The following is a 24,772-nucleotide window of genomic DNA, read 5'->3' on the forward strand; positions in this document are numbered from 1 at the left end:
GGGCGGTTCCTCCCCAACTGACCACGCCACAGCGGCCGCTGCGGTTCACGTGATCTGTGTTACAGCCGCCGCCCGGGGTGAACCGGCGGGGCGTGTGCGGCGTGGTCCAACTGACCGGAGTCACGACTGGGAGGCCCACCCATGGCCGATGGCCTGAAGATCGACTACAACGTCCTCAACGACGCCAAGCGGGACCTGGAGACCCTGGCCGGCGACATCGGTCCGCTCCTCGACAACAGCACGTTCTCCCGCCTCGGCCAGCGGGACTACGACGGATACACCTCCAGCGACGCCTTCACCGTCCTCGGCGACTCCACCCTGGCCGACGCGCTCGCGGGCTTCTACGACAACGCCAGCAGCACCATGTCCCACGCGAACAAGGGCCTCAAGGAGCTGGCCGGCGCCTTCGGCTCGGTGGGCGAGGCCTTCCTGTCGTTCGACTCCGAACTGGCCCAGGGCATGGGCATCACGGGAAGCAACCTGGGCCTGCAGAACTACTTCCGGGACAAGGACCTGTGGGACTACAAGCAGGCCCACCTCGACCAGTGCGTGCCCGGCCCGGACGGCAAGATGCCGGACTTCTGCTCCGCCACCGACCCCGGCGACCCCCCGCTGGACCAGACGATCAACACCGCCCGCGGCAGCGTCCACACGCATCTCACGCTCGACGACCAGCACCACGTGATCAAGGAGGAGTCCACCGTCACCTACGACGGCAAGACGTACACCTCGGTCACCAACTACTCCAGCGACGGCAACCACTACACCACGGACACCTCCTACCCGGACGGCAGCACCGTGCACTCGGAGACCAACCTCAACACCGACGGCAGCGGCACGATGGTGACGACCGGCAGTGACGGCGACCGCACCGAGTACACCCGCGGCCCCAAGGACGCCAACGGCAACCAGCCGGACTGGCAGCAGGTGGGCGGCAACACCGAAGACGACGGCGGCGGCGGCGACGACCGTCCCTCCAAGCCGACACGCGCCGACTGGTGACCACCCGACAACCGCATCGAGACCGACAGGAACGGACAGGAACCCCATGGCCAGCTACAACGGCATCAACCTCGACTACCACAAGATCGAGGAGGTCGTGAGCCTGCTGCACGACGCCCACGAGAACCTGCTGCCGGTGCTCAGCAACCTGCGCAACCGGGTCAACACCCTCGTCGACGACGGCATGGTCTTCCAGCAGTCCAGCGAGGTCATCCGCACGACCTACAACAACTTCGACACCAGCCTGCTGGCCGCCGTGAAGGGCATCAACGACTTCTCCGAGATGTTCAACGGCATCAAGGAGAACGCGATCCAGTTCGACCAGGGCATCAGCAGCAGCCTGCAGAACAACTCGTAATCCCCGTACCCGAGAGGGGGCCTTCCCGGGAATCCCGGGAAGGCCCCCTCTCGTTCAGGGCGGCGGGGTCAGGCCCGCAGCGGCGTGAGCGGCACCTGGAGGGCCAGCAGCGCACCGCTCGGGCCGGCCGTCCAGGCCCGGCCCGGATGCGTCGTCGCCCGCACCACGCTCGGCATCAGACGTACGCCGATCAGGTCGCCCTCGGTGAGGTTCTTCGGCGCGAGCAGCAGACCGCGCCGTGCCCGGCGGGCCGCGAGCGTCCAGCCGCTCATCCCGCTCTGGAAGCCTTCCGCCGAGGCCGCGTAGACCAGTCCGAGGCCCTGGTCGCGGCCCGACACGGCGATCTCCCTGAGGAGCTTGTCCGCCGCCGAGTTGGTGATCAGGTCGGCGTCGTCGATCATCACCACCTTCGGCCCCGGCAGCGCGTCGAGCGCCGCCCGCACGGTGTCCGCGGACGGGTCGTTCTCGGTGATCACCGTGGCCGTGGCGTGCCGCTCCAGGGCGCGCAGCGGCGACTCGCGCGGGGTGAGGACGACCAGTGAGGTACCCCCGGCCAGCAGGGACACCGCGATCGAGGCGAGCGTGTTGCTGCGGCCGGACCCCGCCGGGCCGAACACCCCGAACGCCGAGGCGGAACCCGCCAGGTCCGCGCCGACCGGGCCGCCCTCGTCGCCGCCGACGCCGAGCAGCCCCCACATCGGCCGCCGGTCGGTCTGCGCGACCTTCTCGTAGGCCTCGGCGAACTCCACCGAGCGCGGCAGCACCGCGACCTGGAACGGCCGCCGCGCCTGCGGCACCTGGGCGTCCCGCTTGCGGGCGGACTCGCCGATCGTCCGCAGCGCCTCCGCCTGCTCGGTGCCGCCGCCGGCCGCCAGCAGCGCCACCTGGGTCTCGGTGCCGCTGAGGACGTGCCAGCCACGGCCCGGCGGGATGTCGGCCGGGATCTTGTTGGGCATCATGCCGACCGCCTGGTAGTCACTGCGGTCGCCCTGGCGCAGCAGCAGCTTGTGGTCGTTGTGCGCGGCCATCCGCCCGCCCAGCAGGGAGCGTTCGGAGGTCGCGATGACATGGATGCCCGCGGCGGCGCCCTCACGGATGAGCCGGGTCACCTCCTGCACCAGCTGGCCGTGGTCGTGCTCGTCGATGATGACCGAGAGCGAGTCCCAGCCGTCGATGAACAGCAGGATGTGCGCGGGCCGCTCGGCCTTCGGCAGCAGCTTGCGCAGTTCGGCGATACCGGTCGCGCTGTGCGCCTGCGCCAGGTCCTGGCGCTCGGTCAGTTCCCGGTTCAGGCGGTGCAGCAGCCGGCCCAGCCGCTCCAGGTCGTGCCGGGAGACCACGCCACCGCAGTGCGGCAGCGCGTTGAGCGCGGTGAGCCCGCCACCGCCCGCGTCGATGCCGTAGATGTGCACGTCGGCGGTGCTGGTCGCGCGGGCCGCCGACCCGGCGATGGTCCGCAGCACCTGGGTACGGCCCGAGCGCGGCGCCCCGATGACGTACAGGTGCCCGAAGGTCGCCAGGTCGGCCACGGCCACCCGGCGCTGCTGGAGCTGCGGCACGTCCTCCAGGGCGTACGGGACGACCAGCCTGCCCTCGCGGGTGGCGCCGAGTGCGTCCAGGTCCGCCAGGACCAGTTCGCGCTGGAGCGGGGGCAGCCAGGGGCTCGGCTGCGGGGTGAAGTCGTCGAGCAGGTCGGCCGCGGCGCGGATCTCCTCGACGAGCGCCTGCAGGTCGGTCGGGGCCGGGCCCTGCGTGGACGCGGCCGTCACGGTCCGTGCCTCGGCGGGCAGTTCGGCGGGGCGGCCGAGGGCGTCCCAGCCCACGCCCACCGTGCGCACCGGCTTGCGGGGGCCGGCCTCCGGCTCCGCCGCGGCGGCCGGGTTCTGCCGGGGCCGCTCCGCGCCCACCCAGGCGGTCTGGAACGGGTCCGCCTGCTTCGGCCCGCGCCGGACCAGGGCCCGCCCCGGGGTGCCGGAGGAGATGTCGACGGCGTCCTTGACGTCGATGATGTCCTGGCTCTCGGTCATGTCGGTGACCCGCAGCGCGATCCGCAGGTTGGTGTTGGCGCGGATGTCACCGGTGACCACACCGGCCGGGCGCTGCGTGGCCAGGATCAGGTGGATGCCGAGCGAGCGGCCGCGCTGCGCGATGCTGATCAGCCCGGGCACGAAGTCGGGGACCTCACGGACCAGGGTGGCGAACTCGTCGATGACCAGCAGCAGCCGGGGCAGCGGGGCCAGCGAGGGATCGGCGGCCCGCTTGGCCCGGTACTCGGGGTGGTCCTTGGCGTCGGCGGCGGCCAGCACCTGCTCCCGGCGCCGCAGTTCGGCGCCGAGCGACTCCAGGGCCCGCTCCACGAGGTGGGCGTCGAGGTCGGTGACCATGCCGAGGGTGTGCGGCAGGCTGGCGCACTCCTTGAAGGCGCTGCCGCCCTTGTAGTCGACCAGCACGAAGGTGAGTTCGTCGGGCCGGTTGGCGGCGGCCAGCGAGGCCACGAACGTCTGCAGCAGCTCCGACTTGCCCGACCCCGTCGTACCGGCGACCAGGCCGTGCGGTCCGTCCTGCACCAGGTCCAGCGAGAGCGGCCCGTCGAAGCCGGTACCGATGACGAAGGACGTGGACGCGGGATCGCGCTGCCAGCGGTCCAACAGCGCCTGTGCGTTGGGCGGTTCCTGCTCCAGCAGGTCGAGCAGGCGGACCCGCTGGGGCAGTCCCGCGTCGTGCTCGGGGCTGACGTCCCGGATCGGGGCCAGCGCGCGGGCCAGTTGCTCGCACCACTCGGGGGAGACCCGGTCGGCGCGCACCGCGGGCAGGTCCGGCGCACCGGGCCGCCGCACGGTCAGCCGCCCGCCGGCGGCGAGCACGACACCCGTGCTCTCCTCGGGCAGCAGCCGCTCCTGCTCGTCCAGACAGACGCTGAAGATCCGCACCCGCGGACCCTCGGTCAGCACCTGCACCATGCCGGGGACGTCACGCAGCCGCCGCGCCCCGTCCGCGATCACCAGGACGTCCGGGTCGGTGAAGACCACGTCCCGCTCGTTGCCGGCCTGCCGGCGGCGCGACTGCACCTGGGAGACCAGTTCGCTGATCCGCGCGGCGGTGGACTCGGGGTCGTTGCCGATCAGCACCACGGGACCACCGGCCGTACCGGGCCTGAGATGCGGCAGCCAGCGCGTCCACGCCCAGTCCGCCACCCGGTCCGGCTCGGTCAGCACGACGATCCTCAGGTCGCGCGGGCTGTGCAGCACGCTCGCCTGCGCCACCAGCCAGCGGGCCAGCGGCTGCACCTCGGCGGCCGGGCCCGCCACGCCCACCACGCCGTGCGCCGTGATGTCGACCCCGATCGGGGTGTCGGGGATGTTCCAGCGGATCGAGCGGTGGTTCTCGTCCCGCGCCGGATCCTCCAGTTCCCGCACCGACGGCTGGTCCACCGTGCCCAGACGCAGCACCAGGTGGTCGGGGTCGCGGCGGCGCCGCTCCCAGAGCCGGCCGCCCGGACCGGTCGCGATCAGGGCGACCGCCGCCGGGTCCGGGCCGGTCTTGTCCCGCACCCGGCGCTCGCCCACCACCGCCTCCCGGACCTGCTCCTCCAGCACGTCACGGCGCCGCTCGTAGGCCGCCTCCGACTCCAGGAACTGCTTGCGGGCCGCACGCCGGCCGGTCGCCCAGTTCGACAGCATCATCATGGGGCTGAGGAACAGGAACACCAGGAAGTAGTACGACTTGAAGATGCTGACCATGAACAGACCGAGGACGATCGGGGAGATCATCATCACGGTCGGGAACGGCCGCTTCTGCGGCGGCGACGGCGGCTGCGGCAGCCGGATCCGCTCGGCGTCCAGGTGCGGGGCGATCCGCGGCGGCCGGTTGTAGTCCACGCCGTAGCCGTCGGCGGACGGCGTGACGGCCGCGTCCGCCTCGACCGGGCCGCTCATCCGCAGCAGGACCGGACCCACCGTCAGGTCCTCGCCGGCCGGCCAGGGCACCGGACCCGGACCCGACGGGCGTTCGCGCGGCGGCTGCGGGCGCGGCCGGCGCAGCTGGGTGATCGCGTCGTCGGGCGGCGGCGAGGCGAGCCGGGCCCGCACGGTGGCGTCGGGATCGTCGTCGATGCGGTGCCAGGCCGCCGTGCCGTCCGCGCCGACCGTCACCCACAGCCCGCTCTGCGGCACCCCGTCGGCGGCGTCCAGCCGCAGGGCGCACAGCGGGTCGGTGCCGATCTCGTGACTGCCGGGGCCGAGCCGCCAGGTGCGCCCGGCACCGGGCCCGGAGACGAGGTGCACCTCGGCGAGGACTCCGTCCAGGTCGCCGTCGTCGTGGATCCGGACCAGGTCGGCCGGCCGGGCCGGGCCGCCGAGCCCGACCAGCCCGCCGTCGCGGATCCCGCTGCCGGAGACCGGTGTGCCGGGATCGAGCCGGTGGCCGCCGGCGTAGAGGTTCCGGGCCGTCGGCGCGCCGGCCGCCGCCCAGTCCGCGCCGCCGGGGGCGGCGGCCTCGTCCTGGGTCAGAGCGGCGGCGAGATCGCCGACGGTGGCGTTCGAGGGCAGGCGGACCTGGTGGTCGCGGCGCTGTCCGTCCGTGGCGTCCACGGTGGTGATGGTGAGGTTCACGGCTCCCAGCCGGGCATTCGTTCGTACGGGATGGGGGGACGGGTACGGCGGTTACGGCGTCACGGCGCCGGTGGCGAGCTCGCGGAGACCCCGGCCGTTTGCGAGGTGCTCGGTTCCGCGAAGTCGTCGTCGCTGTCGACGGCCGCGGCCGGAGCGGACACCGGCGTGGCGGCGGGCTCGGGCGCGGGGGCCGGCCGGGTCGCCGAGACCCCGGTCGGGCCGGCGACGGGCGCCGCCGCCCCACCGGTGCCGAGGTCCGGCTCGTCCGGCAGCAGATCGGGGTCGGCCGGGGACACGGCGCCCGCCGGACCCACGGCTTCCGCGTGCGGGAGGTCCGGGCACGGCGGCAGCGCGGCCAGCGTCCGGGCCACGGCCCGGGACAGCGGCAGCACGTCGACGCGGGCGGCGGCGGGCGCGCCGTGCACCGTGAGCACCGCGTCCGGGGCGATCTCCAGCAACCGGGTACGGCCCCGGGCCACGCCCAGGCTCAGCAGGCGGACACCGGACGGCAGCGGCCGCTCCAAGGGGTCGGCGCAGACCGCGATCTCGATGCCGGGCTGCCCGACGGCCGCCGCGGCCGGCATCCCCGGATGCCGCGGGTGCACCCCGGCGGCGATGGCGACCCGGCCCTGCGGCAGCCGGGCGTCCAGCTGCGCGGCCAGGGCCTGGAGCACGGCGCGGGCCGAACGGGCGGCGCGCGGCGGCCCGTACACGGACAGCGCGGCCGGACCGGAACGCACGTCGAGCAGCACGGCGTTCCCCATGTCGTGCCCCACGCACACCAGCAGCGGTACGGCGGACTCCGGGCCGTCGTCCCTCAGATCGGCACGGTCGATCCACCACAGCCGCGGGTCGCTCTCGTCCGCCGCCCAGGGCTCCGGCGGCTCGCGCAGGGCGTCGCCGTCCGCCGCGACCAGCACGGCCATCCACTCCGGGCCGGCCAGCACGCCGTAGGGCCGGACCCCGGGACGGACGGCCGCGGCCAGCGCCGTGGCCCGCTCGGCGTCGGCCCAGACGGCCGGGTCGCGCAGCAGCCGGACCAGCAGGCGCAGACCGCGCCGGTAGCGCAGCTCCGTGCGGACCGGGCCCGTGAACGCCTTCGCGGTCAGGCTGATCTCCCGCCCGAGCCGCCGTCGCAGGGCCTTCCAGCCGCCGCCGCGCCGGACCAGCCAGTGCGTGACGGCGAGGACCAGGACCAGGACGCCGACGAGGCCGAGCAGGGTCGTGATGGTGTCGGAGGTCATCGCGTCTCTCCCCGGTGATGCTCGGTCCCGGCCGGGCGGCAGCCGTGGGATTCGAGGGTGGCGCGCAGCGCGCGGATTCCGTGATGTGTGCGGGACTTGACGGTTCCCGGGGGCAGCCCGAGCTGGCGGGCCACGTCGTCGCCGGGCTGGCCCAGCAGATGGACGCGGGCCACGGCCTCCCGGTGCGCGGGAGCGAGGGTGCGCAGGGCGGAGACCAGCACCCGGCGGTCACCGACCTGTTCGGCGTGGTCGGGCACGGCCGGAGCGGCGCTGCCGAAGTCCGTCGCCGTGATCCCCACCGGGACGGTCCGGTCCCGGCGCCGGCCGTCGACCACGAGGTTGCGGGCCACCCGGAACAGCCACATCCGGATGGGCCGGTCCCGCCAGTCCAGCCGCCCGGCCGACTGCCAGGCCCGCAACAGGGTTTCCTGGACGACGTCCTCCGCGCCGTGGGGGTCGCGCCCCATCATGCCGGTCACGAAGCGGCGCAGGCTGTCGCGCTCCGCGAGAAGGAGGCCGAGCGTCCGGTCCGCGCAGTCGGCGCGGTCATGGTCGATGAGGCTCACGGCCTCCGCCTTCCGGTGTCGGTTCTGCTGTTGTGCTGTCTTGCTGATGTGCCGTCTTGCCGTCTTGCCGTCTTGCCGTGTTGCTCTGTGTCGCTTCTGAATCGCTTCAGGCACGAACGCTAGCGCGAATGACTTCAGTTCTCGAAGCGAGCGCCCCCGCGGACTTCAACAGATTGGTCACAGGAAACTCCGCATAGGTGGACGGAAGATGACGTTCGACGGGATCTTCGTGGGCGGCCGCGCGGATCGGTGCCACGCCTTGGTTACTGTTCATGTGCCCGGCAAGTTCCGGGCGTTCCGGGACCTTCACGAGACCTTCAGGAGACGACGTGCCGCCCCTTCGCAAACCCCGGCCCCCGGCGGAACGGTCAGGTACGACGACGGGACGTTTCAGTGACACCTTCGCCCGGCGCCCCGCCGTGCCCCGGCGCGGACTCGTGCCGGGCGTGCGGGTGTGGGCGACCGTCGCCGCCGCGGCCGGACTGACCGTCGTCGTCGCCGCGGCCGTGCCGCTGCTGAGCCGCGTGGACCTCTTCCCCGATCCGGACACCACACCGGCCGCCGCCGTGGCGGCGGGGGAGCCGACAACGCTGTCCAGCGCCTCCGGATCCCCGTCCCCGTCCTCCTCGAAGCCCTCGCACGCCCCCTCCGCTCACAAGCCAGGCAAGACCGGCTCCGCAGGTTCCGGTTCCGTCGGCGGCACGGGCATCGGCTCGGCCGGCCAGCAGTCCGGCGGCGGTTCCGTCGGCTCCGGATCGAACTCGAACTCGGGCTCGACGTCCTCCGGTTCGAAGTCCGGCGGCTCCGGGTCCTCCTCCGGGAAGACCTCGTCCGGCACGTCCTCGTCCGGGACGTCCTCGTCCGGCACGTCCTCGTCGGGCGGCAGCGGTACGACGACCACCACCGTTCCCGGCGTGGCGCTCATCGGCACCGCGTCCGGCCGCTGCATCGACGTCACCAACGCGGGCGGGGACGGCACCCGGCTGGAGCTCCTGGACTGCTCGGGCGCCGCGAAGCAGAAGTGGGTCTTCCAGTCGGACGGCACCATCCGCTCGCTCGGGCTGTGCATGGACCTGGCCTGGGGCAACACCGCCAACGGCACCGCGATCCAGGTCGCCAAGTGCAGCGGCAACCGCGCCCAGTTGTTCTACCTCAGCGCGCAGGGCGACCTGGTCAGCGCCCAGGCCGACAAATGCGTCGACGCCACCGACAACAGCACGGGCAACGGCACCAAACTCCAGTTGTGGACGTGCTCCGGCACCCCCAACCAGAAGTGGCACAAGGGCTGATCGCGGCCGGTACCACTCGGTCCGGCAGCGGAGTTCGCCAGACGCGCCTCCGCGCGGCCGGACCCGTGGCCACACCGGCACTGCGCCGGAACCGCCGCACCAGGCGCCGCGGGGTGCGGTGGTCCCGGCGCGGCTCCGGCCCCCGGATCCCGCCCGCGGTCAGGCTCTGCTCCCCCGTGCTCACCGGATGACCGCAGAGGCGGCACGGACAGCGGAACCCGACCGCGAAGGGGACCGCGGAAGGGACATGCGACAACTCAGGAAAGGGCCTTGAGGAAGTCGAGCAGCGCCGCGTTCACCTCGTCCGGCCGCTCCTGCTGGGTCCAGTGCCCGCAGCCCGCCAGCTTCAGGGGCTCGCGCACCAGGCTGGGCATCAGCGCGGGGAGCCGTTCGATGAGTTCGGGCGTGCCGGGGAACGCCGGGACCACGTCACGGTCGCCGTAGACGTACAGCGCGGGCGGGGTGACGACGGCGCCCTGCCAGGGGGCGGTCAGTTCCCAGTTGCGGTCGAGATTGCGGTACCAGTTGAGGGCACCGGTGAAGCCGCGGGAGTAACTCTCGGTGAGGGCGTCGAGGTCCGCCTCGGTGAACCACCGCGGCAGCGTCTGCGGGTCCGGCACGCCCGCGAGCCAGCCGCGCTCGGGGTCGACCAGCGGCTGCCGGACCTCACCGGTCCCGACGCCTTCCCCGGACGCCATGGTGAAGAACTTCCGCAGCGTGGTGCGCGGGTCACGGGCGAACTCGGCGTCGGCGACGCCCGGGCGGTTGAAGTAGTTCCAGTAGAAGCGGCCGCCGAACCTCCTGTCCATCGTCTCGAGCGGCGGTTGCGCACCGCGGAACGGCGGCGGCACGCTCAGCCCGGCCACCCCGCGCACCAGATCGGGGCGGAACAGCGCGGTGTGCCAGGCCACCGGCGCGCCCCAGTCGTGCCCCACCACGAACGCCTGCTCCGCGCCCAGCTCGCGGATCAGCCCGACGACGTCGCCGACCAGGTGGAAGATGCTGTACGCCTCGACGTCCTCGGGATGATCGCTGCTGCCGTACCCGCGCTGGTCGGGGGCGACCACATGGAAGCCGGCCGCGGCCAGCGGGCCGAACTGGTGCTGCCAGGAGTGCCAGGACTCGGGGAAACCGTGCAGCAGCACGACCAGCGGGCCGCGGCCCTCCTCGGCGATGTGCAGGCGGATCCCGTTCACGTCGACCATTCGATGCTGAACCATGTGCACGAGCGTACGCGCGACGATCTTCGGTTATCCGTCCTGCCGGGTTTCCGACGCGGGGGAGGCGTCCGCGGCCGGCGGCCCGGGGGGCCGGTGGCCGTCGGCCGCGGCGAGGGCGGCGTCGAAGGCGTGCGTGGCCTCGGGCGTGGTGCCGGGCAGCAGGAAGGAGCGGGCCTGCTCCTCGAAGCGCTGGTCGGTCACGGTCTGGCGGGTGTGGTGCTGGGCGAGGTGCTCCGCCCAGGATCCGACGAGGTAGTTCTCGATGAACCGGCCGGGTTCGGCGCCGTCCTCGTACAGGCCCCAGGTGAGCGCTCCGGTACGGCGCCGGGAGCGGGCGACGTTCTCCATGGCCCCGGCGAAGGCCGCCCGGTCGTCGGGGGAGACGTGGTAGACGATCGAGACGAGGACCGGGCCGTCGGCCGGACCCGGCTCGTAGACCAGGGGCGGGGCCGGCCAGTGGTCGGAGGGGGTCGGGTCGATCCGGGCGGCGTCGTACAGCGGCCACAGCGGGACGGTGACGGCGGTGAGCAGCAGCAGCCCCGCCGCGACGAGCAGCGCGGTGGTCATCCCCGCCCCCTGGGCCAGCGCGCCCCACAGCGGGGCGGCGAGGGCCTGGCCGCCCTGGAAGACCAGCAGGTAGACGGCGAGCCCACGGGCCCGCACCCAGCCGGGCAACCGGGTCTGGGTGGCGGCGTTGAGCGTGGACAGGACCGCGATCCAGGCCACCCCGGCGGGCAGCAGCGCGACCGCGACCACCCAGGTGACGTGGATCGTGGCCAGGACGGCCAGGACCACCCCGAAGGCGACGGCGCCGGCGGCCAGGACGCCGTTGGCGCCGAGCAGCTTCTGCAGGCGGGGCAGCAGGAACGCGCCGCCCACCGCCCCGATCCCCACGGCGGCCAGCAGCAGACCGTATCCGCCGGAACCCAGGCCGAGCGAGTCACCGGCGATCAGCGGCAGCAGCGACCACACGGCGGCGGCACCGGGGATGAACAGCGCGGTGCGCAGCAGCACTCGGCGGACGCCGGGGGCGTTCCATATGTAACGGCGGGCCGCGTACAGGGCCGTGAAGAACCCCTCGCCCTCGGTGGCCGGCACGGACGCGCCGGCGGGACGCTTCCACAGCAGCAGCACGACCGCGATGCCCAGATAGGACACCGCGTTGAAGGCGAACGTCCACCCCGCGCCCGCCGCCGCGACCAGCACACCGCCGACGGCCGGTCCGATGGCGCGGGCCAGGTTCATGTTGACCGCGCCCAGCGCGGAGGCCTGGCCGAGCTGGGCCCGGCCGACGAGTTCGGGCTGGATCGCCTGCCAGGCCGGGCTCATCAGGGCGCTGCCGCAGCCCAGCAGGAAGGTCAGGGCGAGCAGCGCACCGGGAGCGAGCACGTCGGCGAAGGCGAGCACGGTGAGGACCGCCGCCACCGCGCCCATGGCGACCTGGGCGACGACGAGCAGCCCGCGCCGGTCGAACCGGTCGGCCAGCACCCCCGAAGGCAGCGCCAGCAGCACGACCGGCAGGCTGGACGCGGTCTGCACGAGCGTGACCAGGGTGGCCCCGTGTGCGAGCAGCAGCCACTGGACGCCCACCGTCTGCATCCAGGTGCCGACGTTCGACACGAACTGCGCGATCCACAGGGCCCGGAACACCGGCAGCGCCAGCGGCGCCCAGGCCGAAGCAGGCCTCGGGGAGCCACCGTCGCTCTCGTCCTTCGTGGTGGTGACTGTCATGCTGCCGCTCCGTGCGAGGTGGGTGCCGGGCCGGGCGTCCCGGTCCTCGCTTTCTTACGCGCCGAGGCCGCGTCGTCGCAAGCCGAGACGCTGTCCCGGCCCGGCCGTTGCCTGAACAGGCAGCCCAGGGGGCGCCGGGCCCGGCCGGGTTGACGCCCGCGGCGGTGACCCCGTCGGCGGGCGGGGCGAGTCCGGCCGGCCCTACTTCCCGCCGGCCGCCGCCCGGGTCGGCCGGCCCAGCGCCCAGAACAGGACACCGAGGAGCATGAATCCGACGAGCGGGACCAGCTCCGTCAGCAGGTACTTCCCGCGCTCGGCACGGGTCCAGCCGTCCGGCGCGTAGCCGGCGCCGAACCAGTGGTCGCCGGCGCCGGGCGCGACCAGCTGCACGCCGGCGAAGACGATGAGCAGGGTCAGGACCACGCTGATGGTCCAAGGGAGGGGAGCCCGGTACGGGCGGGGCGTGTCCGGGTACTTGCGGCGTAGGAACGGCAGCGCCGGGAAGATGCCCAGGTAGCTGACGAGGGTGGTCGACACGGCGAGGCCGAGGACCGCGCCGAAGAGCTTGGCCGCGCTGCCGTGGGTCAGCTGGTGGGCCAGGACCAGGACGCCGGTGGAGACCAGGCCGCTGAGGACGTTCACCCGGACCGGGGTGCCGAACCGGCTGGAGATGACGCCGAGGAAACGGGGCGCCGCGCCGTCGTAGCCGGAGACGGCCAGGGCGCGGTCCGAGCCCATGATCCAGGTGACGCCGGAGGACAGCACCGTGAGGATGAACATGATCCCGGCCAGGTCGCCGAGCACGGTGCCGAACCCGCTGAGCGTGGTGGTGCCGTCGGCGCCGACGTTGCCGCCGTACACCGTGAAGACCTGCCGGATCGCGTCGACGAAACCACCGAGGCCGGTGACCGCCCTGACCGGCAGGACGAGCAGGATGCCGAGGATCGGCAGCGCGTAGAGGAGCACGGAGAGGACGGCACCGCGGAAGATGCCGTAGGGGACGTCCTTCTGGGGGTTCGTCATCTCGTCGCCGGCCGTGTTGGGCAGCTCGAAACCGACGTAGTTGAACATCAGGACCGGCACCAGGCCGACGAATCCCGCGTAGGTCGGCGAGAAGTCGCCGATGCCGAAGCCGTGCAGCCCGTGCTGGATCCCGTAGGCGACGACCGTCACGGTGAACAGGCCGAGCAGCAGGAACCGGCTCCAGGCGCCGAGGGTCGGGATCCACTTGCCGATGTCGAAGGAGAGGATCGCCGCGAGTACACCCAACCAGACGAAGAGGAGGGTGAAGAAGTAGAACGCGGGGGTGCTCAGGTCCTTCCCGCCGTTGAAGAAGGTGGTGTACGCCGTGACGGCGGAGACGGCGAGGGTCCCGCCCAGCCACACCGGGTTGGTGATCCAGTAAAGGAAGTTGTTGACGGCGCCGGCCAGGCGCCCGAAGGCCCGGCTGGTCCAGATGTAGGGGCCGCCCTCGTCGGGGAAGGCGGCCCCGAGCTCGGCGATCAGCAGCGCGGAGGGCACGAGGAACACCACGGCGAGCACGATCAGCCACGTGAACGCCTCGGCACCGGACGAGGCCACGGCGCCGATGGTGTCCACCCCGACGATGGTGCACAGCAGGAAGAACAGGATGTCGAAGCGGCCGAAGTGCTTGCGCAGCTTCTGCCGTTCCGCCTGGGCGGCGACCGGTGCGTCGACCGGTTCGGAAGTGAGGGGGCCAGCGGTCACCGGGAGCTCCAGCGTGCTCGGGAGGGGCGCGATCCGGCCATGGTCCACGGCGCCGCACAAGCGCACAAGCGTTTGGCCCCAAGTCGTGACCAGCGTCCCGGCACTCATAGCCGCCGGAAATCTCCCGGAAACAGCGGGGCCGCGCTACCCGCCCCTGGTGCCCAGCAGCCGGCGTACCCCGCCGACCGCCGCGACGGTCAGGGCGGTCGTGGTCGCGGCGGTCACCGCCGGGTGCCGGGCCAGTGCCGCCTGCACCGAGTGGGCGTGCGACCGTTCGTCGAACTCGCCGTGGGCGCCGTGGTCGCTGCCGGGCACGGCGTCGGCCGGCGCGTACAGGTTGCCCCGGCCGGCGGGTGCGGGCGCCTCCGTCTGCTGGGAGCTGAAGCCGGTGCGTGCCAGGTAGCGGTCGAGGAGGGCCGGGGCGAGCCGGTTGGCCCACACGGTCGCCGCCGTGCTGGCGCCGATGTAGCGCTGCTTGCGGCCGGGATGGTCGGCGGCGTGAACGACACCGCGCGCCGCCACCTCGGGCTGGTAGATCGGCGGCACCGGCTGCGGATGCCGGGGGAGCCGGGAGCGCACCCAGGAGAACTGCGGGGTGTTGACCGCCGGCATCTGCACGACGGTGATGTGCACGTTGCTGCCCTGGTGCAGCAGTTCGAGGCGGACCGACGAGGTGAAGCCGTTGATGGCGTGCTTGGCCGCGCAGTAGGCCGACTGGAGCGGGATCGCCCGCTCGCCGAGCGCCGAGCCGACCTGCACGACGGTGCCCCGGTCGCGCGGCAGCATCCGGGCGAGAGCGGTCCGGGTGCCGTTCACGAACCCGAGATACGTCACCTCGGTGACCCGCCGGTACTCCTCCGGAGTGATCTCGGTGAAGGGCGCGAACACGCTGGTGAAGGCGCAGTTGATCCAGACGTCGATGGGCCCGAGGAGCCGTTCGGCGGCGTCGGCGGCAGCCTCCACCTGGCCGGGGTCCGCGGTGTCGGCCTGCTGCACCAGCGGCCGGCCGCCGCGTTCGGCGACCTCCCTCGCCGCGGCTTCGAGCCCCGCCTCGCCCCGCGCGATCAGGGCGATGCGCGCCCCGCGCTCGGCGTACAGACGCGCGACGGCGCGGCCGATGCCGGCGCTGGCTCCGGTGATGACGACGACTTGCGACATGGTCCGTTCCTCAGGTCCTCGGAGTTCGTCGGCCGACACGGAGGACCGGTCAGCCGACCCGGAAGGGGCGGGCCCGCGCGGCGTCCAGGCGCAGGCCGAGGCCCGGCTCACCGGCACCGCCCACGGACAGGGAGCCCGCGTGCCGGGCCGGCCCGCCGTCGAAGAGCATCCGCTCGATGCGGACATGGTCGTGGAACCACTCCAGATGCCGCAGGTTCGGCACCGAGGCCGCCACGTGCGCATGGGCGTACGGCGCGCAGTGCCCCGAGATCTCCAGGCCGTGGGCGAGGGCCAGCGCCGCGACACGCAGCCACACGGTGATCCCGCCGCACCGGGTGACGTCCGCCTGCAGGCAGTCCACGGCCCCGGCGTCGAGCATCTGCCGGAAATAGGGGAGCGTGTAGCCGTACTCGCCCGCGGTCACGTCCGCCGCGACCCGGCTCCGGACCAGGGCGAGCGCCGCCAACTGGTCGGAGGAGACCGGCTCCTCGAACCAGGTCACGCCCGCCGCGTCCAGCCCCGCCGCCACCCGCACCGCCTGCTTGGCGCCGTAGCCGCCGTTGGCGTCCACGTACAACTCGGCCGAATCACCGATGCTCTCGCGGGCCCGGGCCACCCGTCGAAGGTCGCGCGCCTCGCGACTCCCCCAGGACTCCGCGATCTTGATCTTCACGCGGGGAATGCCCTCCTCCGCCACCCAGCCGCGCAGCTGCCGGTCCTGGCGCTGCTCGTCGTACGTGGTGAAGCCGCCGCTCCCGTACACGGGCACCTCGTCGCGGGCGGCGCCGAGCAGATCCACCAGCGGGAGCCCGAGCAGCCGCGCCTTGGCGTCCCACAGGGCGATGTCCACGGCGGAGACCGCCTCGGCGGCGATGCCCGGCAGACCGGCGTTGCGGACCGCGCGCTGCATGGCCTCGTTGGCGCGCGGTACGTCGAGGGCGGACAGGCCGGTGACGACGCCGGCCAGCAGGCCGTCGACGACCCCCGCGGCCGCGGGCGGGGCGTACGTGTACCCGAGCCCGGTGGCCTCCCCGCAGCGGACGGTGACCAGGACGAGCGTGGTGCTGTCCCAGGCCGCGGTCCCGTCCGCCTCGGGCGCGTCCGTCGGAACGGTGTAGGCGGCGCTGTCCACCCGCTCGACGGCCGGCAGGTCGCTCACCGCCGCCCCGCTTCGTGCCGGTGCGGCAGGAACTCCTGCACCTTGGCCTTGAAGCCCTGCCGGACCATCGCCACCCGGTCGCTGTCGCCCTTGAGGACGGAGGCCGCCGCGGCCTCGATCTGGTCGAGGGTGGCGTGCGGCGGGATCGGCGGTACGGCGGGGTCGGTCACGAAGTCGAGCACACACGGCCGGTCGGCGGAGAGCGCGGCCTCCCAGGCGCCCGCCACCCCGCCCGGCTCGTCGATCCGCATGCCGGTCAGGCCGAGGGAGCGGGCGAAGTCCGCGTACCCGACGTCCGGGAGGGACTGCGAGGGAAGGAACTGCGGGGCGCCCTCCATCGCGCGCATCTCCCAGGTCACCTGGTTAAGGTCCCGGTTGTTGAAGACGGCGACGATCAGCCGAGGGTCCTCCCAGTCGCGCCAGTACTTGGCGATGGTGATGAGCTCGGCCATGCCGTTCATCTGCATCGCCCCGTCGCCGACGAGGGCGATCGCGGGCCGGTTCCCGTGCGCGAACTTGGCGCCGATGGCGTAGGGCACGCCCGGCCCCATGGTGGCCAGCGTCCCCGACAGCGAACCCCGCATCGCGCCGCGCAGCTTCAGGTGCCGGGCGTACCAGTTGGCGGCGGAGCCGGAGTCGGAGGAGAGGATGACGTCGTCCGGGAGCAGCCCGTTGAGGGCGTGGGTGACGTACTCGGGGTTGATCGGATCGGCCTCGACGCCGGCCCGCCGCTCCATCACCTCCCACCAGTCCCTGACGTTGTTCTCGATCTTCGTCCGCCAGGACGGGTCCTCCATCTGCTCGAGGAGCGGCAGCAGCCGGCGCAGCGTCCGGGCCGCGTCGCCGACCAGGTTGACCTCGAAGGGGTAGCGCAGCCCCACCATGTGCGGATCGATGTCCACCTGCACCGCCCGCGCCTTGCCGAACGCCGGCAGGAACTGCGTGTAGGGGAAGGACGATCCGATCACGAGCAGGGTGTCGCAGTCCCGCATCATCTCGTACGACGGCCGGGTGCCGAGCAGCCCGATCGCGCCGGTGACGTACGGCAGGTCGTCGTCGAGGGCGTCCTTGCCCAGCAGCGCCTTCGCGACGCCGGCACCGAGCCGGTCGGCGACCTCCTTGACCTCCACACGCGCGCCGCGCGCGCCCTGACCGATCAGGATCGCGGTCTTGCCGCCGGAGTTGAGCACGTCGGCGGCCCGTTGCAGGTCGCCGTCGTCCGGGACCGGCGCGTAGTGCGGCATGCCGAGACTGGACGGCACCATCTTGAAGGCGTGCTCGGGCGGCGAGTAGTCCAGTTCCTGGACGTCGGCCGGGATGATCAGGGCGGTCACCGAGCGGCGTGCCATGGCGGTGCGCATCGCCCGGTCGAGCACGTTCGGAAGCTGCTCGGGGACGGTGACCATCTCGCAGAAGTCCGAGGCCACGTCCTTGTACAGGGTCAGCAGGTCGACCTCCTGCTGGTACGAGCCGCCCATGGCACTGCGGTTGGTCTGCCCGACGATCGCCACCACCGGCACATGGTCCAGCTTGGCGTCGTACAGGCCGTTGAGGAGATGGATGGCGCCGGGCCCGGAGGTGGCGGCGCAGACGCCGACCCGGCCGGAGAACTTGGCGTAGCCGACGGCCTCGAACGCGGACATCTCCTCGTGGCGGGACTGGATGAACCGGGGGTTGTTCTCCGCCCGTCCCCAGGCCGCGAGGAGGCCGTTGATGCCGTCGCCCGGGTAGGCGAAGACATGGTCGACGTCCCACTCGCGCAGCCGCTGGAGGATGTAGTCGGAGACCTTCGTCGACATGTTCGGAACCTTTCCTTGAGGTGACGTGCGGTTACGGGCGGCGCAGCTGCCGTACGGCGCGCAGGGCGGCCGCCCCGGTGAGGGTCCCGGCGACGGCGGTGGCCGCCCAGCGGGCCGCGCCGGAGGGTTCGGCGGGGCGCCGGGCCAGCCGCTCGGGCCGGTCGCTGGGCAGCGGGCCGTCCAGTGCGAGGGCCAGGGCCTCCGCCAGGTGCAGGGCCCGCCGACCGGTGCCGCCCTGCTCGATCTGGGTGCGGCAGCTGAAGCCGTCGGCCAGCACCAGGCTGTCCGGGGCGGCGGCGCGGACGGCGGGCAGCACCCCCAGCTCGCCCACGGCCATGGAGACCTCGTGGTGCCCGCGCTCGAAGCCGAAGTTCCCGGCCAGCCCGCAGCAGCCCTCGTCGAGGACGTCCGCGTCGAGCCTGGCACGGCGCATCAGTTCCCGGTCGGCGTCGAACTTCATGATCGCGTGCTGGTGGCAGTGGGTCTGCACGGTCGCCTGCCGGGCGAGGAACGGCGGCTGCCAGCCCGCGGGAGCGTGGTTGACGAGCTGTTCGGCGAAGGTCCGCGTCCGGTGTGCCAGCCGCTGCACGTCCTGGTCGCCGGGCAGCAGCTCGGGCGCGTCGGACCTGAACACGGCGGTGCAGGAGGGCTCGAGGCCGATGATCGGGGTGCCCGCGTCCAGCCAGGGCCGCAGGGTCCGCAGGGTCCGTCGCAGCACCCTCTTGGCGGTGGCCAGTTGACCCGTCGAGATCCAGGTCAGGCCGCAGCACACGGGTGTTTCGGGCACGGTGACCCTGAAGCCCGCGTCCTCCAGGACCTGTACGGCCGACATCGCGACCGCCGGGTGGAAGTGGTTGCTGAAGGTGTCCGGCCACAGGACCACCGTCGCCGGGTCCGCCGGGTCCGGCTGCCCGGTGTCGAGGGCCTGCCACCACCGGACGAAGGACCGCTCGGCGAACGCCGGGGGCCGCCGGGCGCCGTCCACCCCGGCGAGCGCCTTTCCCATCCGCCCCAGGACCGGCGCCTGCAACGCGCTGTTCGCCAACCCGGGTGCGTGCTCCGCCAGTTGCGCCCAAAGCGGCAGCCAGCCCATCGAGTAGTGGGCGGCCGGGCGCGGCCGGCCCGCGTAGTGGTGGGCCATGAACTCGGCCTTGTAGGTGGCCATGTCCACCCCCGTGGGGCAGTCCGACTTGCAGCCCTTGCAGGCCAGGCAGAGATCCAGGGCGTCCCGGACCTCGGCCGACCGCCAGCCGTCCTTGACCGCCGAGTCGGGATGCCCGTCGAGCATCTCGAACAGCAGCCGCGCCCGCCCGCGCGTCGAGTGCTCCTCCTCACGGGTGGCCCGGTACGAGGGACACATCACGTCGCCGTGCAGGCCACGGCAGTTGCCGATGCCGACGCAGCGCATGACCGCACGGGTGAAGGAGTGGTCGTCCTCCGGATAACCGAAGTGGGTCCGTGGCGTGGCCGGCCGCCACTCGGACCCGAGCCGCAACTGCCCGTCCACCGGGTTCGGGTCGACGACCTTGCCCGGGTTCATCCGGTTGCCCGGATCGAACAGTGCCTTCAACTCCCCGAAGGCACCGACCAGGCGGTCCCCGAACATCCGCGTCAGCAGCTCGCCCCGGGCCTGCCCGTCGCCGTGCTCGCCCGACAGCGAACCGCCGTAGGAGGCCACCAGGTCGGCGGCCCGCTCCACGAAACGCCGGAAGTCCGCCACCCCGTCCGCCGTCTTCATCCCGAACGGGATCCGGGTGTGCACACACCCCTGCCCGAAGTGCCCGTACAGGGAGGGATGGTCGTAGTCGAACTCCGCGAACAGCCCTTTCAGGTCCCGCAGATAGTCGCCCAGCCGCTCGGGCGACACCGCCGAGTCCTCCCAGCCCTCCCAGGTCTCCCGGTCGTCCGGCGGCCGCGCGGTCACCCCGAGCCCCGCCTCCCGGGCTTTGAGCATCTCCTGCTCGCGCCGCGGGTCGTCGGAGAACGCGACCGAGGCCTCCTTCTCGGACCGGCCGATCGCCTTCACCAGGGCGTGCGCCTGTTCGTCGACGTCCTCCTGGCTGTCCCCGGTGAACTGCACCAGAAGCCAGCTGTCCGCCTGCGGCAGGGCGCGCAGCGAGTCCAGGTAGGCGTGCTCCTCCCGCATCAGCTCGGCCATCCGCCCGTCCAGCGCCTCCAGCTGACCCGGCGAGCAGTGCTCCAGCAGCCGGGGCACGTCGTCGGCGGCCCGGCAGATGTCGTCGTACCCGAGCACCAGCAGCGACTCGTACGGCGGCACCGGGACCAGGTCGAGTTCGGCGTGCAGGACGGTCACCAGGGTTCCCTCGCTGCCCACCAGCGCCTTGGCCACGTCGAGGCCGTTCTCCGGAAGCAGCGAGTCCAGGTTGTAGCCGGAGACCCGGCGCGGGATCTTCGGGTAGCCGTGCCGGATGTCCGCCAGGTACTCGGTGACGATCCGGTCCAGCCCGTCGTACAGCTCGGCCCGCCGGCCGCCCTCGGCGGCGATCCGCGCCCGCTCCGCCTGCGAGGTGGGCCCCACCCACATCCGCACACCGTCGTACGTCAGCACTTCGAGACGGCGCACACTGTCGACCGTCTTCCCGTACGCCTGCGCGGACGCCCCGCACGAGTTGTTGCCGATCATGCCGCCCAGCGCGCAGTGGCTGTGCGTCGACGGTTTCGGGCCGAACTGGAGGTGGTGGTCGGCCAGCCGCCGGTTGAGTTCGTCCAGGACGATGCCGGGCTCCACCACGCAGGTGCGGGCCTCGGGGCCGACGGAGACCAGGGCGTCGCAGTGCTTGCTCCAGTCAATGACCACGGCCGCGTTCGTCGTCTGTCCGGCGAGGCTGGTGCCGCCGCCGCGGGACAGCACCGGCACGTCGAAGCGGGAGCACAGCTCCACCGCGCGGGCACCGGCCGCCACGCTCCGCGGGACGACCACGCCGAGCGGGACCTGGCGGTAGTTCGAGCCGTCCGTGGAGTAGGCGCCCCGGCTGCCGGGATCGAACCGGACCTCGGCGTCGGTCCCGGTGCGCAGGGCCGTGACCAGGCCGTCGAGTGACTCTGCGGGGACTGGTGTGCTCATGTCCGACCTCCGACCTGGTGCGCGGCTTCGTCCGGTACGGGCCACCGGGTACCCCGGAAGTCGAGGTCTCTCGCCCGGACAATCCGGGCACCCATGTTGCGCTCCATCATTTCCAGCGCGGCGGCCGCCAGGTGCGGGTGGATCGAGGCGACGGCGTCCCTGGGCACCGTGACCTCCAGGTGACGGATGTGCGCGTCCAGAGCGGAGTACAGGACGCACTGCTCGGTGACCTGACCGGTCAGCACCACCGTGCCGACACCCAGCTGCCACAGCAGATACGACAGGGGGGTGTCGTAGAAGATCGAGTGCCGGGCCTTGACGACGAACAGGGAGTCGTCGTCGGGCCGGATCGGCTCGACCAGGTCGGCGTGCGGGCGGGACAGCGCGGACTCGACCAGTTCGCCGTGGTGGGAGCGCCAGAGCCCGAAGTTGTCGTTCGCGTAGATCACCGGTACGCCCGCCCTGCGGGCCCGGCCGATCAGATCCGCCAGGACCGGCACGGTACGCGCGGCGGCGGGCAGCAGCAGCTCCGCGTCCTCGTGGTCGTACGTGTTGATCATGTCGATCACGACGAGCGCGCTGCCGCCGGTCTTCCTGGGCTCGGGCACGGCGTCCACCACCTCGCGTGTCAGTCCCGCAGCCGCGGCAGGACCTTGGCGCGGTAGAAGTCGAAGAAGCCCTGCTGGTCCGGGCCGATCTGGTTGACGTAGACGGTGTCGAAGCCCGCGTCGACGAACGCGGACACGGCCTTGACGTGATCGTCCGGATCGTCGCCGCACGGCACGGAGCCGGCCACCTGCTCCTCGGTGACCAGTTCCATGGCCTGCTCGAAGTGGCGCGGGGTCGGCAGGATCTGCGGGAGCTCGCCCGGCAGTTGTTCGTTGGCCCACAGCCGGTGCGCGGTACGCACCGCCTCCTGCCGGTCGGTGCCCCAGCACACCTTCATCCCGCCGTACACCGGCTTGGTGGCGCCGCCCCCGCGCCGGAACCGCTCCACCACGGACTCCTCCGGCATCATCGTGATCAGCCCGTCCCCGATGCGGGCGGCGACCTCGGCGGCCTGCGGGCCGAACGCCGACACGTCGATCGGCACCGGCTCGTCCGGCACCGTGTACAGGCGGGCGTTCTCCACGGTGTAGTGCCTGCCGCGGTGACTGACCCGCTCCCCGCTGAACAGCCGCCGGATGATCTGGAGGGCCTCCTCCAGCATCTCCAGCCGCACCGGCGCCTCGGGCCAGGCCGTACCCAGGATGTGCTCGTTCAGCGCCTCACCGGTGCCCACCCCCAGCCGGAACCGGCCGTCCAGCTGCACCGCGGCGGTGGCGGCCGCCTGGGCGATCACGGCGGGGTGGGTGCGCACCAGCGGGCAGGTCACCGCCGTCTCCACGGGCAGCGACACCGCCTGCGACAGCGCGCCGATCACCGACCACACGAACGGGCTCTGGCCCTGCCCGTCGTGCCAGGGGTGGTAGTGGTCCGAGATCCACAGCGACTCGAAGCCGGCCTGCTCGGCCATCCGCGCCTGCTCGACCAGCTCCACGGGGCTGTGCTCCTCGCACGAGAGGAAGTATCCGAAGCCCGCCATCGTCTCTCCTGATCCGCGTGTGTGACTGGGGACCGCAGCCGAGTACCCGGTGGCCACCGGGTTGTGCACGGCGTGTCGCCCGGATGAGGAGGGGTACCGGAGAGGCGGGCCCCACAGACCGACCCGACGGAGGTGTCCATGGCACTGCGCGTGCTGCCCCGGAAGGCCTGGCGGAACCGACGGCGCTCCGCCGGCCTGCGCGTTCCGCTCCACTTGACCGCGGTGGAGGACGCGAGCAGACGTTTTCCCCGGTACGGCGCCCTGCCACTGCCCGGCCTCGCCGACTGGCGGATGCACAAGCGCACCCGGATCGAGCACACCAGTGGCACCAAGGAGTCCGCGGTCCACGCCCTGATGACGACCGAGGCCGGGGCGCCGGTGCTGAGGGGCCTGCCGGCCCGGGCCAACCCCCTGATGCTCTCGGCGAGGGGCGGCGCCGCCCTCGCCCATGGCGCGACGGCCGTGGCGACCGGGTCTGCCCAGCCGACCGCATCGACCGCATCGACCGGGCCCACCGTGCCGCGTGGGGCGGCCTTCTCCGCCGAAGGGAGCCGGTGATGAGAGCGGAAAGGGAGCCGGCGAGGAGAGACGGACAGAGCGCGGCGCGCGCCCCCGAGCTCCGGGTGGCCGGCCCGGAGCCGGAACCGTCCGGGCCGGACCAGCTCCCGCCCGACCGCACCCAGGCCATCCTGGAGGCGGCCAAGCAGGTCGGTGCCATCCTCAAGCGGGCCGGACACAAGTTCGCGCTGGCCGGCAGCGTCGCCGTCTACGCCCATGGCGGTGGCGGCAGACTCCGGCACGACGCCGACTTCTGTGTGCTGCCCGAGGACGCCGAGGCGGTGGCGGGCTCCCTGCGCTCAGCCGGTCTGACGGTACGCGTCCCGCCGGAGGACTGGCTGCTGAAGACCTCCTGCTTCGACCAGGACGTCGACATCATCTTCGAACTCGCCCACCAGCCGGTCACCGCGGACCTGCTGTCCCGCGCCCAGGAACTCCCGGTCGACTCCGTGCACATGCCGGTCCTGTCGGCGACCGACCTGCTGGTGAACCTGAACACGGCCTTCTCGGAGCACCACTGCGACTTCGGGGCCGTCCTTCCGGTGGCCCGCTCACTGCGCGAGAAGGTCGACTGGGGAGAGGTGCGGCGCCGGTGCGGCGACGAGCCGATGCCCGCGGCCTTCCTCTTCCTCCTGGAGCGGCTGAACGTCATCGACCCCCCGCAGGAGCGGTGATGAACCTCGAATACCGTGTGGCGCACGTCGCCGAGCACCTAGCCGCCGGGCCGTGCGGCGAGCTGGGGGTACGGGCCGAGATCCGGGGCGAGACGGTCCTGCTGACCGGCACGGTCCCGTCCGCCGGCTGCCGCGAGGCCGTCCGCCGTGCCGTCCACGACGAACTGGCCGGCGTGCCGGTCCACTGCGACATCGTCGTCGCCGAGACCGCCCCGCCCGACCACCCGGAGGTGCTCGAATGACCCGGGTCGCGGCCGTCGGCGACATCCACATGGGCCCCGACAGCCAGGGGACCCTCCGCCCGGCCTTCGAGACCCTCCCGGCCTGCGCCGACATCCTCCTGCTCGCCGGTGACCTCACCCGGCACGGCACACCCGAGGAGGCGCGGGTCGTCGCCAGGGAGATCAAGGACCTGGGTGTCCCGGTCGTCGCCGTCCTCGGCAACCACGACCACCACGACGACTGCCCCGACGAGGTCACGGCCATCCTGCGGGACGCCGGGGCGCACGTCCTGGAGGGCGAGGCGACCGTCGTGAGCCACCGGGGCCTGCGGATCGGCGTGGCCGGCACCAAGGGGTTCGGGGGCGGCTTCGTCGGCCGGTGCGCCGGCGAGTTCGGCGAACCCGTGATGAAGGAGTTCGTACGGTACTCACGCCGCCGCGCCGACGGCCTGCGCGCCGCCCTCGAAGAGCTGCGCCGGCGCGATTGCGACGCGCGGATCGCCCTGACCCACTTCGCCCCCGTCCCGGACACCCTGGCCGGCGAACCCCCGGAGATCTACCCCTTCCTCGGCAGCTACCTCCTCGCCGAGGCCATCGACACCACGGGCGCCGACCTGGCGGTCCACGGACACGCACACGCCGGCACGGAACACGGCATGACCGGCGGGGGAGTCCGGGTGCGCAACGTCGCCCAGCCGGTCATCGGACGTGCCTTCCACGTCTACTCGCTCGGCACGCCGTGACGCCGGGCCCCTGAGGCGAGACCCGAGGCCACCCGAGGCGTC

At 72.9% G+C, this 24,772-nt stretch carries 19 protein-coding genes; 7 read left to right on the forward strand and 12 right to left on the reverse strand.

Annotated elements, in window-relative coordinates; genetic code table 11:
* Positions 1-141: 141 nt before the first annotated feature.
* Both LQ326_RS09190 and LQ326_RS09195 read left to right on the forward strand, forming a co-directional pair.
* Positions 142-1,002 (forward strand): hypothetical protein, encoded by an 861-nt coding sequence (locus tag LQ326_RS09190; protein WP_234534494.1) that lies wholly within the window; start codon positions 142-144, stop codon positions 1,000-1,002.
* A gap of 46 nt (positions 1,003-1,048) precedes the next feature.
* Positions 1,049-1,360, forward strand: a complete 312-nt coding sequence (locus LQ326_RS09195; RefSeq protein WP_046730425.1) for a hypothetical protein — start codon at positions 1,049-1,051, stop codon at positions 1,358-1,360.
* A gap of 68 nt (positions 1,361-1,428) precedes the next feature.
* Here LQ326_RS09195 and LQ326_RS09200 read toward each other — a convergent pair whose 3' ends face one another.
* From LQ326_RS09200 to LQ326_RS09210, 3 genes are read right to left on the reverse strand one after another with little or no spacing between them, the layout of a single operon-like run.
* The gene (locus LQ326_RS09200; RefSeq protein WP_234534496.1) at positions 1,429-5,970 is read right to left on the reverse strand and encodes an FtsK/SpoIIIE domain-containing protein; all 4,542 of its coding nucleotides are present in this window, start codon (positions 5,968-5,970) and stop codon (positions 1,429-1,431) included.
* Positions 5,971-6,029: 59 nt separating this feature from the next.
* Positions 6,030-7,214 carry a serine/threonine-protein kinase gene (locus LQ326_RS09205; protein ID WP_234534498.1) on the reverse strand — a complete coding sequence of 395 codons (1,185 nt, stop codon included), beginning with the start codon at positions 7,212-7,214 and terminating at the stop codon, positions 6,030-6,032.
* Entirely contained in the window at positions 7,211-7,780 is a 570-nt protein-coding gene (locus tag LQ326_RS09210) for a sigma-70 family RNA polymerase sigma factor (RefSeq protein ID WP_234534500.1), read from the reverse strand. Before LQ326_RS09210 ends, LQ326_RS09205 begins: the two co-directional genes overlap by 4 nt.
* A 329-nt stretch (positions 7,781-8,109) precedes the next feature.
* On the opposite strand from LQ326_RS09210, the gene LQ326_RS09215 reads away from it, so the two are divergent.
* Positions 8,110-9,069: an RICIN domain-containing protein gene (locus LQ326_RS09215; protein WP_234534501.1), complete on the forward strand. Its 960-nt coding sequence runs from the start codon at positions 8,110-8,112 to the stop codon at positions 9,067-9,069.
* 257 nt (positions 9,070-9,326) lie between these two features.
* Here LQ326_RS09215 and LQ326_RS09220 read toward each other — a convergent pair whose 3' ends face one another.
* From LQ326_RS09220 to LQ326_RS09260, 9 genes are all read right to left on the reverse strand, one after another.
* Complete coding sequence (locus LQ326_RS09220) at positions 9,327-10,289, reverse strand: alpha/beta fold hydrolase (protein WP_234534503.1); 963 nt, start codon at positions 10,287-10,289, stop codon at positions 9,327-9,329.
* Between the two features lie 30 nt (positions 10,290-10,319).
* Positions 10,320-12,020: an MFS transporter gene (locus LQ326_RS09225; protein ID WP_234534505.1), complete on the reverse strand. Its 1,701-nt coding sequence runs from the start codon at positions 12,018-12,020 to the stop codon at positions 10,320-10,322.
* Between the two features lie 201 nt (positions 12,021-12,221).
* Positions 12,222-13,748, reverse strand: coding sequence for an APC family permease (locus LQ326_RS09230; RefSeq protein ID WP_234534506.1), 1,527 nt, complete (start codon positions 13,746-13,748; stop codon positions 12,222-12,224).
* Between the two features lie 144 nt (positions 13,749-13,892).
* Positions 13,893-14,906 carry an SDR family oxidoreductase gene (locus tag LQ326_RS09235; protein ID WP_234534508.1) on the reverse strand — a complete coding sequence of 338 codons (1,014 nt, stop codon included), beginning with the start codon at positions 14,904-14,906 and terminating at the stop codon, positions 13,893-13,895.
* Positions 14,907-14,955: 49 nt separating this feature from the next.
* Positions 14,956-16,065: an enolase C-terminal domain-like protein gene (locus LQ326_RS09240; RefSeq protein WP_234534510.1), complete on the reverse strand. Its 1,110-nt coding sequence runs from the start codon at positions 16,063-16,065 to the stop codon at positions 14,956-14,958.
* The gene (locus LQ326_RS09245; RefSeq protein ID WP_234534511.1) at positions 16,062-17,864 is read right to left on the reverse strand and encodes a thiamine pyrophosphate-requiring protein; all 1,803 of its coding nucleotides are present in this window, start codon (positions 17,862-17,864) and stop codon (positions 16,062-16,064) included. Before LQ326_RS09245 ends, LQ326_RS09240 begins: the two co-directional genes overlap by 4 nt.
* A 31-nt stretch (positions 17,865-17,895) precedes the next feature.
* A complete protein-coding gene (locus tag LQ326_RS09250) occupies positions 17,896-20,949 on the reverse strand; it encodes an FAD-binding and (Fe-S)-binding domain-containing protein (protein WP_234534513.1) in 3,054 nt (1,017 codons plus the stop codon).
* Positions 20,946-21,509 carry a cysteine hydrolase family protein gene (locus tag LQ326_RS09255; RefSeq protein WP_234534871.1) on the reverse strand — a complete coding sequence of 188 codons (564 nt, stop codon included), beginning with the start codon at positions 21,507-21,509 and terminating at the stop codon, positions 20,946-20,948. Before LQ326_RS09255 ends, LQ326_RS09250 begins: the two co-directional genes overlap by 4 nt.
* Positions 21,510-21,577: 68 nt before the next feature.
* Entirely contained in the window at positions 21,578-22,534 is a 957-nt protein-coding gene (locus LQ326_RS09260) for a TIGR03557 family F420-dependent LLM class oxidoreductase (RefSeq protein WP_234534515.1), read from the reverse strand.
* A 138-nt stretch (positions 22,535-22,672) separates the two neighbouring features.
* Between LQ326_RS09260 and LQ326_RS09265 the strand changes: the two genes are divergently transcribed.
* From LQ326_RS09265 to LQ326_RS09280, 4 genes are read left to right on the forward strand one after another with little or no spacing between them, the layout of a single operon-like run.
* Positions 22,673-23,092 carry a hypothetical protein gene (locus LQ326_RS09265; RefSeq protein WP_308401877.1) on the forward strand — a complete coding sequence of 140 codons (420 nt, stop codon included), beginning with the start codon at positions 22,673-22,675 and terminating at the stop codon, positions 23,090-23,092.
* Positions 23,092-23,766 (forward strand): nucleotidyltransferase family protein, encoded by a 675-nt coding sequence (locus LQ326_RS09270; RefSeq protein WP_234534517.1) that lies wholly within the window; start codon positions 23,092-23,094, stop codon positions 23,764-23,766. The genes LQ326_RS09265 and LQ326_RS09270 overlap by 1 nt, the downstream gene beginning before the upstream one ends.
* Positions 23,766-24,008: a BON domain-containing protein gene (locus tag LQ326_RS09275; protein WP_234534518.1), complete on the forward strand. Its 243-nt coding sequence runs from the start codon at positions 23,766-23,768 to the stop codon at positions 24,006-24,008. Before LQ326_RS09270 ends, LQ326_RS09275 begins: the two co-directional genes overlap by 1 nt.
* Entirely contained in the window at positions 24,005-24,730 is a 726-nt protein-coding gene (locus tag LQ326_RS09280; protein WP_234534520.1) for a metallophosphoesterase family protein, read from the forward strand. Before LQ326_RS09275 ends, LQ326_RS09280 begins: the two co-directional genes overlap by 4 nt.
* Positions 24,731-24,772 lie beyond the last annotated feature (42 nt).

The sequence above is a fragment of the Streptomyces shenzhenensis genome (genome assembly GCF_021462265.1).
In the GTDB taxonomy this organism is placed as follows: domain Bacteria; phylum Actinomycetota; class Actinomycetes; order Streptomycetales; family Streptomycetaceae; genus Streptomyces; species Streptomyces shenzhenensis.

Coding starts and splice junctions, on each gene's coding strand:
- LQ326_RS09190 (WP_234534494.1), top strand. CDS start 142: ATGGCCGATGGCCTGAAGATCGACTACAACGTCCTCAACGACGCCAAG.
- LQ326_RS09195 (WP_046730425.1), top strand. CDS start 1,049: ATGGCCAGCTACAACGGCATCAACCTCGACTACCACAAGATCGAGGAG.
- LQ326_RS09205 (WP_234534498.1), bottom strand. CDS start 7,214: ATGACCTCCGACACCATCACGACCCTGCTCGGCCTCGTCGGCGTCCTG.
- LQ326_RS09220 (WP_234534503.1), bottom strand. CDS start 10,289: ATGGTTCAGCATCGAATGGTCGACGTGAACGGGATCCGCCTGCACATC.
- LQ326_RS09225 (WP_234534505.1), bottom strand. CDS start 12,020: ATGACAGTCACCACCACGAAGGACGAGAGCGACGGTGGCTCCCCGAGG.
- LQ326_RS09235 (WP_234534508.1), bottom strand. CDS start 14,906: ATGTCGCAAGTCGTCGTCATCACCGGAGCCAGCGCCGGCATCGGCCGC.
- LQ326_RS09245 (WP_234534511.1), bottom strand. CDS start 17,864: ATGTCGACGAAGGTCTCCGACTACATCCTCCAGCGGCTGCGCGAGTGG.
- LQ326_RS09250 (WP_234534513.1), bottom strand. CDS start 20,949: ATGAGCACACCAGTCCCCGCAGAGTCACTCGACGGCCTGGTCACGGCC.
- LQ326_RS09255 (WP_234534871.1), bottom strand. CDS start 21,509: ATGATCAACACGTACGACCACGAGGACGCGGAGCTGCTGCTGCCCGCC.
- LQ326_RS09260 (WP_234534515.1), bottom strand. CDS start 22,534: ATGGCGGGCTTCGGATACTTCCTCTCGTGCGAGGAGCACAGCCCCGTG.
- LQ326_RS09265 (WP_308401877.1), top strand. CDS start 22,673: ATGGCACTGCGCGTGCTGCCCCGGAAGGCCTGGCGGAACCGACGGCGC.
- LQ326_RS09270 (WP_234534517.1), top strand. CDS start 23,092: ATGAGAGCGGAAAGGGAGCCGGCGAGGAGAGACGGACAGAGCGCGGCG.
- LQ326_RS09275 (WP_234534518.1), top strand. CDS start 23,766: ATGAACCTCGAATACCGTGTGGCGCACGTCGCCGAGCACCTAGCCGCC.
- LQ326_RS09280 (WP_234534520.1), top strand. CDS start 24,005: ATGACCCGGGTCGCGGCCGTCGGCGACATCCACATGGGCCCCGACAGC.